This is a genomic window from Desulfonatronospira sp. (genome assembly GCA_003563255.1).
Lineage (GTDB): Bacteria > Desulfobacterota > Desulfovibrionia > Desulfovibrionales > Desulfonatronovibrionaceae > Desulfonatronospira.
On sequence record PWSL01000220.1, the window covers coordinates 1 to 8,476 of the forward strand.

General features: G+C 50.0%; 11 protein-coding genes. 6 read left to right on the forward strand and 5 right to left on the reverse strand.

The window, feature by feature from the left end; all coding sequences use genetic code 11:
- The first annotated feature begins 325 nt into the window (after positions 1-325).
- The 4 genes from QZP87_RS06510 (at position 326) to QZP87_RS06525 (ending at position 3,116) form a co-directional block, all read left to right on the forward strand.
- Complete coding sequence (locus QZP87_RS06510) at positions 326-1,435, forward strand: inositol-3-phosphate synthase (RefSeq protein ID WP_291322113.1); 1,110 nt, start codon at positions 326-328, stop codon at positions 1,433-1,435.
- Positions 1,436-1,648: 213 nt separating this feature from the next.
- Entirely contained in the window at positions 1,649-2,062 is a 414-nt protein-coding gene (locus QZP87_RS06515) for an Hsp20/alpha crystallin family protein (protein ID WP_291322114.1), read from the forward strand.
- Between the two features lie 16 nt (positions 2,063-2,078).
- Positions 2,079-2,447: an Hsp20/alpha crystallin family protein gene (locus QZP87_RS06520; protein ID WP_291322115.1), complete on the forward strand. Its 369-nt coding sequence runs from the start codon at positions 2,079-2,081 to the stop codon at positions 2,445-2,447.
- A gap of 201 nt (positions 2,448-2,648) precedes the next feature.
- A complete protein-coding gene (locus QZP87_RS06525) occupies positions 2,649-3,116 on the forward strand; it encodes an Hsp20/alpha crystallin family protein (protein ID WP_291322116.1) in 468 nt (155 codons plus the stop codon).
- A gap of 375 nt (positions 3,117-3,491) precedes the next feature.
- Here QZP87_RS06525 and QZP87_RS06530 read toward each other — a convergent pair whose 3' ends face one another.
- A complete protein-coding gene (locus QZP87_RS06530; RefSeq protein WP_291322117.1) occupies positions 3,492-3,851 on the reverse strand; it encodes a hypothetical protein in 360 nt (119 codons plus the stop codon).
- A 158-nt stretch (positions 3,852-4,009) separates the two neighbouring features.
- Between QZP87_RS06530 and QZP87_RS06535 the strand changes: the two genes are divergently transcribed.
- On the forward strand, positions 4,010-4,570 hold the full coding sequence (locus QZP87_RS06535) for a CvpA family protein (RefSeq protein WP_291322118.1): 561 nt from the start codon (positions 4,010-4,012) through the stop codon (positions 4,568-4,570).
- 23 nt (positions 4,571-4,593) lie between these two features.
- Positions 4,594-5,337 (forward strand): nucleoside triphosphate pyrophosphohydrolase, encoded by a 744-nt coding sequence (mazG, locus tag QZP87_RS06540; protein ID WP_291322119.1) that lies wholly within the window; start codon positions 4,594-4,596, stop codon positions 5,335-5,337.
- 62 nt (positions 5,338-5,399) lie between these two features.
- On the opposite strand, the gene cmk is transcribed toward mazG, so the two are convergent.
- From cmk to QZP87_RS06560, 4 genes are all read right to left on the reverse strand, one after another.
- The gene (cmk, locus tag QZP87_RS06545) at positions 5,400-6,065 is read right to left on the reverse strand and encodes a (d)CMP kinase (protein ID WP_291322120.1); all 666 of its coding nucleotides are present in this window, start codon (positions 6,063-6,065) and stop codon (positions 5,400-5,402) included.
- A complete protein-coding gene (hisC, locus tag QZP87_RS06550) occupies positions 6,062-7,168 on the reverse strand; it encodes a histidinol-phosphate transaminase (protein ID WP_291322121.1) in 1,107 nt (368 codons plus the stop codon). The genes cmk and hisC overlap by 4 nt, the downstream gene beginning before the upstream one ends.
- Positions 7,169-7,217: 49 nt before the next feature.
- Positions 7,218-7,505 carry a hypothetical protein gene (locus QZP87_RS06555; RefSeq protein WP_291322122.1) on the reverse strand — a complete coding sequence of 96 codons (288 nt, stop codon included), beginning with the start codon at positions 7,503-7,505 and terminating at the stop codon, positions 7,218-7,220.
- 11 nt (positions 7,506-7,516) lie between these two features.
- The coding region (locus QZP87_RS06560) for a secretin N-terminal domain-containing protein (protein WP_291322123.1) at positions 7,517-8,476 on the reverse strand (960 nt) is incomplete at its 5' end.

Sequence of the window (8,476 nt, forward strand, 5' to 3'; positions counted from 1 at the left end):
CGCTTGGCAGTGGGACTGTCCCCGCTAAGAACTAACCAGATCAAAGGCAACCAGTTTTGCTAATGAGAGATTTCAGTAACCAAAAAAATATTGTCGCGGGGACTGTCCCAAGTGTGGGATAATGGCGGGGGTTCAGCGCTTGGCAGTGGGACAGTCCCGCACTTATTTTTGAAAATCTCATGGCTGTAACTTATTCATCAGAAAAATAAGTGCGGGACTGTCCCAAGTGCGGGATACGAGCACTTCTTTATCTTGGGTTGCGGGCTGAGCCCGCTTTAGAAGTTTTGCAGTAGATACACAGAAATCTGGACCAAGGAGGTTGCTAGTGCAGGGCAGTATCAAGATTGCCGTTGTAGGGGTTGGAAATTGTGCCGGTTCGCTGATCCAGGGGATCTATTATTATAAAAACCAGAAATCCTCTGAAGCAGTGGGGCTGATGCACTGGGATATCGGGGGATACGGTCCAGGAGACATCGATGTGGTGGCAGCCCTGGATATTGACAGGCGCAAGGTGGGAAAAGACCTGTCTCAGGCTGTTTTTGCAGAGCCCAATTGCACCACTGTCTTTGAGCCTGAAATCCCTGAAACCGGCGTAAGGGTCAGCATGGGAAGGATTTTGGACGGTTTTTCCGAGCACCTGCAGGAGTATCCGGACAGGCAGACTTTTGTTGTAAGCCAGGAATCCGAGCCGGACAGGGAGCAGGTGGTAGAGATGCTCCGCTCCAGCCAGGCCGAAATCCTATTAAACTACCTCCCGGTGGGCTCGGAACAAGCCACCAGGTTTTATGCCCAGTGCGCCCTGGATGCCGGCCTGGGGTTTATAAATAACATGCCGGTGTTTATTGCAAGCGACTCTGCCTGGGCCGGTAAATTTCAAGCTCATGGCCTGCCCGTCATAGGGGATGATATCAAGGCCCAGCTGGGAGCCACTATAGTTCACCGTACCCTGGGAGATCTATTCAGAAAAAGAGGGGTCAGGCTGGACCGAACATATCAGCTCAATACCGGGGGCAATACTGATTTTTTGAACATGCTCAACAAGAGCAGGCTTAAATCCAAAAAGGAGTCCAAGACAGAGTCAGTGCAGTCTGTCCTGGGTTACCGCCTGGATCCGGACAATATTCATATCGGACCCAGCGACTACATTGCCTGGCAAAAGGATAACAAGGTCTGTTTTCTTCGCATGGAAGGCAGGCTTTTCGGAGATGTTCCCATGAACCTGGAGCTTCGTTTGAGCGTGGAAGATTCTCCTAATTCCGCTGGTGTCGCCATCGATGCCATCAGGTGCTGCAAACTTGCTCTGGAGAGAGGACAGGCAGGACCACTTCTGGGGCCTTCTGCTTACCTGATGAAACACCCTCCTCGTCAATTCAGTGACAACACCGCCTATAAGCTTACCGAAGATTTTATCCTCAAGGGCGTTAATCAACCATAACACAATCTGACATCTCATCCGGGTAACCAATCAGGGGGGGAGATACCGGCCCGGGGACAGTCCTCAGGCCTTTGTGCCACATGCAAAGCGCTAAACAGATACCCTTGATTTTAAGGAAAGAAGGAATTTTTTTGCACTAACCTCCTTGACACTTCTGTTTTCTTGTTTATAAATCATAATAAAATGAAACAATAGAAATGGAGGTGATTAGATATGGTAATTGATCTGAGCAGCTTTTATAATGTACCGCGGCAAATGGACAGGTTTTTTGATGAGATCTGGAAACCTTCAATGATAAGTCAAAGGAGGAATGCTTATCCACCTGTTAATATCAGCGAAGATATAAGCAATATATATGTACACCTTGAAATGCCAGGAGTACATATAGAAGATGTGGACATCACTTTAAGCGACGGAAGTCTGGTTATTAAAGGCAACCGTAAGCACGATACAGGCAATTACTACAGACAGGAACGTCCTGCAGGCCTGTTTCAAAGGGTAATCAATCTGAATGTTCCGGTAGATGCAGATAAAGTTAAGGCAAAAATGAAGGACGGCATTCTTGATATAGTAGTTCCCAAAGCAGAGGAAGCAAAGCCCAAAAAGGTAAGTATTGAGGCACAATAAGAAGGAGGTGGTGAATATGGTCAAAGAAGTTCAGAAGAGAGAAGCAAAAAACTTACCTCGTTTTTCACCTAGTACTGATATAATTGAAAAAGAGGACGGTTTTCATATTTATATGGATATGCCCGGTGTTACGAAGGACAAACTGAATATAGACCTGAAGGATTCAGATCTAGATATTACTGCAAGGCCGGAATTTCCAAAAATTGAAAACGCCAGCAACATACACATGGAGTTTGGTGACTGTGAATATTTGAGGAGTTTTACCATATCAGACGTGGTAGACCGAAACAATATCAAGGCCACTATGATAAATGGCGTTCTGGAACTCTATCTGCCCAAAGCAGAAAAGGCTAAGCCCCGCAAAATCGAGATTGAAGCAGGGTAGTCTGAAAGAAACCATTCAGGGGTTTAGTGGTGATGACCGGCACCAGGCCTGGGGACTGTCCCGCACTAATTTTCTAACGCTCACATCTGTCAATTGTTCATCAAAAAAATAAGTGCGGGACTGCCCCATGCCGACTGTCCCCATGCCGATTTCGGTCTCCCCTTAATGGTTAAGTCTGAAATATGAAAGGAGGTGATGGCAATGATGGAAAGATTACTGCCAACCAGAAGAAGCACTGCACCTGGAAGAAGGGCTCCCATGAGAACACCCATGGATATGTTTGAAATGTTTGAAGACATGTGGAGAAGTCCTTTCAGAGGCCTGGAAGAACTGGATCAGCAGTTCACCCCGGCCATTGAGGTCAGTGAGAAAGACAATGAAGTTGTTGTTCGGGCGGAAGTGCCCGGGATGAAGCCGGAAGACATGGATATCAGGGTTGAAAACAATCACCTGATTCTAAGCGGCGAGAAAAAACAGGAGCACAAAGACGAAAAGGAAAACAATGTCCATATGGAATTCTCCTACGGACGTTTTTATCGTACCATCCCCCTGAGGGGAGAAGTGAATCCTGAAAATATCAAGGCCAAATATAAAGACGGTGTGCTGACGGTGAATGTACCTCTGGATGCAGAAAGCACAACAGCCAAGAAGATAGCCATAGAAAGCTAGAGTGGAGATGCGGTTCCGGTTGGTTTATATAACCCTGGACCGCTTCCCATAAAAAAGGGGTCGCTGCCGGACGGCAGCGACCCTTTTTTCTGACAGAAGACTGACGAATATTATAAACAAGTGCGGGGTGCCGTCCCGGGTGGCCGAGGCGATAATTTACACAAAGTGTCGTTATAGTGTTACAGACGCGAAGATTTGTTAACCTGCACAGTCAGTACTTAGAACTGGAAGGGGACTGGCTCTTTTGCCGCCGGATAGTCCGGCCGTTTTACGGTTTGAGGTCGGCAAAAGTGCCTGTCCCCGGTGGCCACTTAGCGAGGGACAGCCCCCAGGCCTGGTGCCAGTAATCACCACCGAGGACTCCCTGAATGGTTACTATTTTTTGAAAAGAGAACCAAGATCGCTCCTGTTTTGTCCTGCTCCGGCCATGTTGCCGAGATTCCTGAGTTCCCCGGCTCCAGAGATGGTCAGGTTGCTGGAGGCCTCCATGTACTTGCTCTTTAGTTCTTCCGGAATTTTTTTGTAGAAGTACATGATGTGCCTGCCTTCGATTTCACCGCTGACTTCATTATCAATTGGGTATCCAAAGGGCAGCAATAACATTTGAACCCCTCCCTGTTGAGTAGGCAGCATCTGAAGAATGGCCGGGTCTGTTATCTTGTTTTCCTGAGCATTCCACTTGCCGAGAACCATGTCTCCATTAACCAGCTTGACCAGTTGAATATCGTAGGACATAAGATTTCTCCTCTGGGTTGTTGTGTGTTTCAGCGTTTAAAAGAGTTGAATTTAATTTCTAGGTTGTATACTGTCAAGGATGAACCGGACAGGACGACAATACCTGTCGTCCTGGAAAAGACTCAAACGGCCGTGAGGACCGTTGGCTGGAGAACGATATGAACGCCCTGGATATTTTTTTTGTTATAGTGCTGGGCTTTTTCCTGTTTCGGGGGGTCTACAGGGGGCTTATCCTGGAAATAGCTTCCATAGCGGGGCTCATCGCAGGCTTTCTGGCGGCCAATCGTTTTTACATGGATGTCTATCCATGGTTGTATGATATTTTAGAGAATCAGACCTGGGCCCAGATTATCAGCTACCTGAGCATATTTTTGGCCACTATGGCTGTGGTGGCACTGCTGGCGTTTTTTTTAAGGAGACTTTTGCGACTGGTTATGCTGGGCTGGCTGGACCGCCTGGGCGGGGGGCTGTTGGGGTTTGTCAAGGCGGGCCTTATCTGCAGCATTGCGCTACTTCTCCTGACTGTTTTTCTGCCCTCTGAACACAGCCTGATTGTGGAATCCATGATTGCACCCTACCTTATTGCACTAAGTGACAGTCTGGCTTCCTATCTGCCCCAGGACCTGAAGGAGGGTTTTTCCCACAAGGTCCGCGAAGCAGCGGACATGTGGGAACATGGCTTGGATAAACTTTTCAGGAATGAGGCTGGTCAAGAGTGAGCAATCAAGATTCAATGAGTCAAATGCTGCAAGTAATACAGACTCTTCTGGGCCCGGAAGGCTGCCCCTGGGACCAGGAGCAGACACCTGAAAGCCTTTGCGATTACCTTGTGGAAGAGACCTTTGAACTGGTATCCGCCATTCGTTCAGGTGATCTCCAGGAAGTCCTGGAGGAAATGGGGGATGTAATTTTTCTGCTGGCCTTTATCAGCTGCCTGTATGGGGACAAAGTTTCCCTGGGACAGGCCATGCAGCATGCTGCCCGGAAAATGACCCGCAGACACCCGCACGTATTCGGGGAAACAGATATCAACTCCAGGGAAGAACTGACCCGCACCTGGGAAAGAGTCAAGAAAACCGAAAAAAAACATGCCGGAGGCTATCTCCTGGACTCTGTTCCCAGAAGCCTTCCCCCCCTTCTGCTGGCTTATCGTCTGCACTCGAAGGCAGCAAAAGCCGGTTTTACCTGGGACAGCCTCCATGAACTGGAAGATAAACTGACGGAAGAATGGCTGGAATGGAAAAATGCCCTCGAGAGCAAGGACCATGATAAAATGCTGGAGGAGTTCGGGGACTATCTTTTTACCCTGGTGGAGTACGGAAGGCGCAATCAAATAAAGGCCAGCTCAGCCCTTTCGAAAACCAATATCAAGTTTGCCCGCCGCATTCACATGATGGAAGATCTGGCCAGGGAAAAAGGGTGGGATATATCCCGGCTGGACATGGATCATCTTGAAGAACTCTGGCAGGAAGCCAAGGGTTTTTAGGAGTGTAAGAGAGTAAGAGTATTGAGGACGCCCGGCTTAATTTTCCAATATCTTAATCTACCTTAAGATTTCACCATGGCCGCCATCTTCTCCAGGATCTCTTGCGGGGTGTGACTTCCGGTGTCGATATGCACTGCGTCCGGGGCAGGGGTCAGGGGCGCAATGGCACGCCCCTGGTCCTGGGCATCCCGGCGCTGCATCTGCTCCAGGATTTGCTTTTCATCAGCATCCAGGCCCATTTCCTGCAGTTGTCTGCACCTCCTTGCAGCCCGTATCCCGGGATCAGCCAGTAAAAAGAACTTGTAAGCGGCATTTGGGAAAACCACCGTACCCATGTCTCTGCCTTCAGCCACAAGCGAGGTCTGCGAGCCAATGTGCTGCTGGGCCCTTTTCATGTACTCCCGCACCACATGAAGCGCTGCAATGCTGGAGGCCAGAAGCCCCACTTCCTCGGTCCGCACCTGTTCCCCGATTATGCTGCCATCCAGGATCAGGCAACTCTCCGGCCCGATTCCCCTCAGGGCAAAACGCATATTTTCAAGCCTGCGGGCTATTTCTTTTTCCGGAATATCCACGGCCTGAGGCCCCAGCACCCATGCCGCCGCCCGGTACATGGCCCCGGTATCCAGGTAGGCTGTTTTCAGTATCCGGGCCAGGCCGGTGGCCAGGGTGGTTTTGCCCACGCCTGCCGGACCGTCAATGGTGATTGTAACGGGTTTTGAATTCAATCGATTATATCCTGCAAATATTCTATCAAAATATTGTTTTCCTCCTCAGTGCCAATGCTTACCCGCAGAAGGTGCAAAAAACCGTAGCTTTTCAGGGGACGGATTATTACTCCACGCTTAAGAAGTTCCTGGAATACTTTGTCTGCTTCCACGGGCGGTTCAAACATGATGAAATTGGCCTGAGAAGGATAGACCCGGCAGTCAAGCTTTTCCAGTTCCTTCTGCAGGTACTTGCGACCCTGAGTGATGACAGACAGAGTTGCACTGGTGAAGGCATTGTCCTTCAAAGCGGCCTGACCGGCCTTTTCAGCCAGGATGTTGACGCTGAAGGGCAGCCTGATGCGGCGCATGTAGTCCGCAAGTACAGCCGGCAGGATAGCGTAGCCCAGTCTAAGTCCCGCCAGGGCATGCATCTTGGAAAAGGTGCGCAGTACTGCCACGCTGGAGTCGTTCTGCCAGAAGGAAAGGGCGGAATACCTGTTGCGGGGTTCAGCAAAATCAATATATGCTTCATCCACTACCAGGCAGCATCCCGGAGGGAGCCCGGATGCGAACTTTTGCAGTTCCGAGGCCGGGGCGGCATAGCCGGATGGATTGTCCGGGTTGGTCAGAAAGACCACCCTGGTATTCTGGTCCACCAGTTCCCGGAGCATGTCCCAGGCAAAGCTGAAGTCATGGTTGAGCCTGGCCTGACGAAACTCCACGCCGCTGAGCCCGGCCTGCAGCCTGTATATGCTGAAGCAGGGGTCAAAGGCCACGATATTGTCCCGGCCTGGTACGGCCAGCATGCGGATAAGCAGGTCTATGAGCTCATCCGAACCGTTTCCGCAGACAATGTTGCCGGAGTCAACTCCCAGGTGGTCTGCAATGCTTCTGCACAGTTCCGGGTTGTTGGCCCCGGGGTAGCGAAAGGCCAGGCCGGAGTTCTGAACCAGGACCTGCTGCACTACAGGGGAGACACCCAGGGGGTTTTCATTGCTGGCCATTTTGATGACCCGGCCAAGGCCGAACCGGCTTTTGATTTCATCGATGCTGAGTCCTGGAGAATAGGCCTTGAATGACTTCACCTGTTCCCGGATATAATTATTTAACTGATGTGACATATTTTGCTGTGAAGTTGAGTGTTGCAGTGTGATGTCTGCCTGGTGGAGCTCAGGCCCTGCAGCAGGATATGATTCGTTTTTGAAGTTCTTCCCGGCATGAAAGGAGCATGAGAAAAGTGCCCCGGGGCAGGTTGTCGCTTGCCGGTGCATAAAGGTTGGCCCAGACCGGCACCACTTTCAGGGAACCCCAGGCAGCACCTTCTATAACCAGCTCAATATTCATTTCCCTGCCCAGAGGAAACGAGCGATCTCCTGGTATGAAAAAGCCTCTCTGACCTAGAAAGCTTTCCTGCCAGATACTGCGCAGGTCTTTGGATGTGGGGAGCTTAAGTTCCATGCGCAACCTCCCTACTGGATTTTGGGGCGGATGAATATGAGCAGTTCGTCTTTTCTTTCTCTTTGGAAGTCCTGCCTGAATAATCTTCCAAGAACAGGGACATTGGAGATGCCTGGAACTCTATGTTGAAGGGCCTCCTCATCAAGCTTTTTGATTCCACCTATCACTATTGTTTCGCCGTCCCTGACTAATAGAGTAGTTTGAGCCATCTTGGTATCAATATTCCCACCTTCTCCGGGGGAATCGTCAGTGACCTTCAGGTTCAAAATCAGGTTGTTATCCGGGGTTATCTGAGGCTGAACCATCAGTTTGAGCAAGGCGTCTACATATTCCGTGCGTGTCCCACGTTCGTCCGGGACTTCTCTTGCGATACGGGTGCCCTGTTCAATCTCTGCCTGCTGGTTGTTTAAGGTCATAATTTGTGGTGAAGAAATGGTTTTGGATTTATCTTGAGCTTCACCCAGGCGCAATTCTGCGTCCAGGACAAAAAGGCTGCCAGCTACTCTATCCTGGCCTTCCAGGATGCCGGTGACCGCCATCAAATTTCCCATTCGGTCGGGAAAATTCATGGTTTGCATGTTGACTCCGCTCTCCCAGACCCTGTCGAAGGTGTGTGCATGTTCTAATCCCCAATTGATGCCAAGCTCCCGGCGAAAGGTTTCTGTAGCATAGACCACCCTGGCCTCAATAAGCACCTGTCGCTCCGGACGGTCCAGATTGTTGATCAGTTCCCTGATGGTATCAAGCTGGCTGGCAGTATCCCGGACGATTAACATATTTGTCCGGTTATCATAGTCCAGTCGGCCCTGTTCTTCAGAAAGAAATTTTTCAATTCTGGGTTTCAATTCACTGGCTTTGGCATAGTTGATCTGAAAATACTCCTGTAAAACCGGTTCCAGAGCTCTGAGGCTTTCACGTTCTTCCAGGGCCCGCTGCCTTTGGGCCTGAAGCTTTTCAGCAGTTGTAACCCG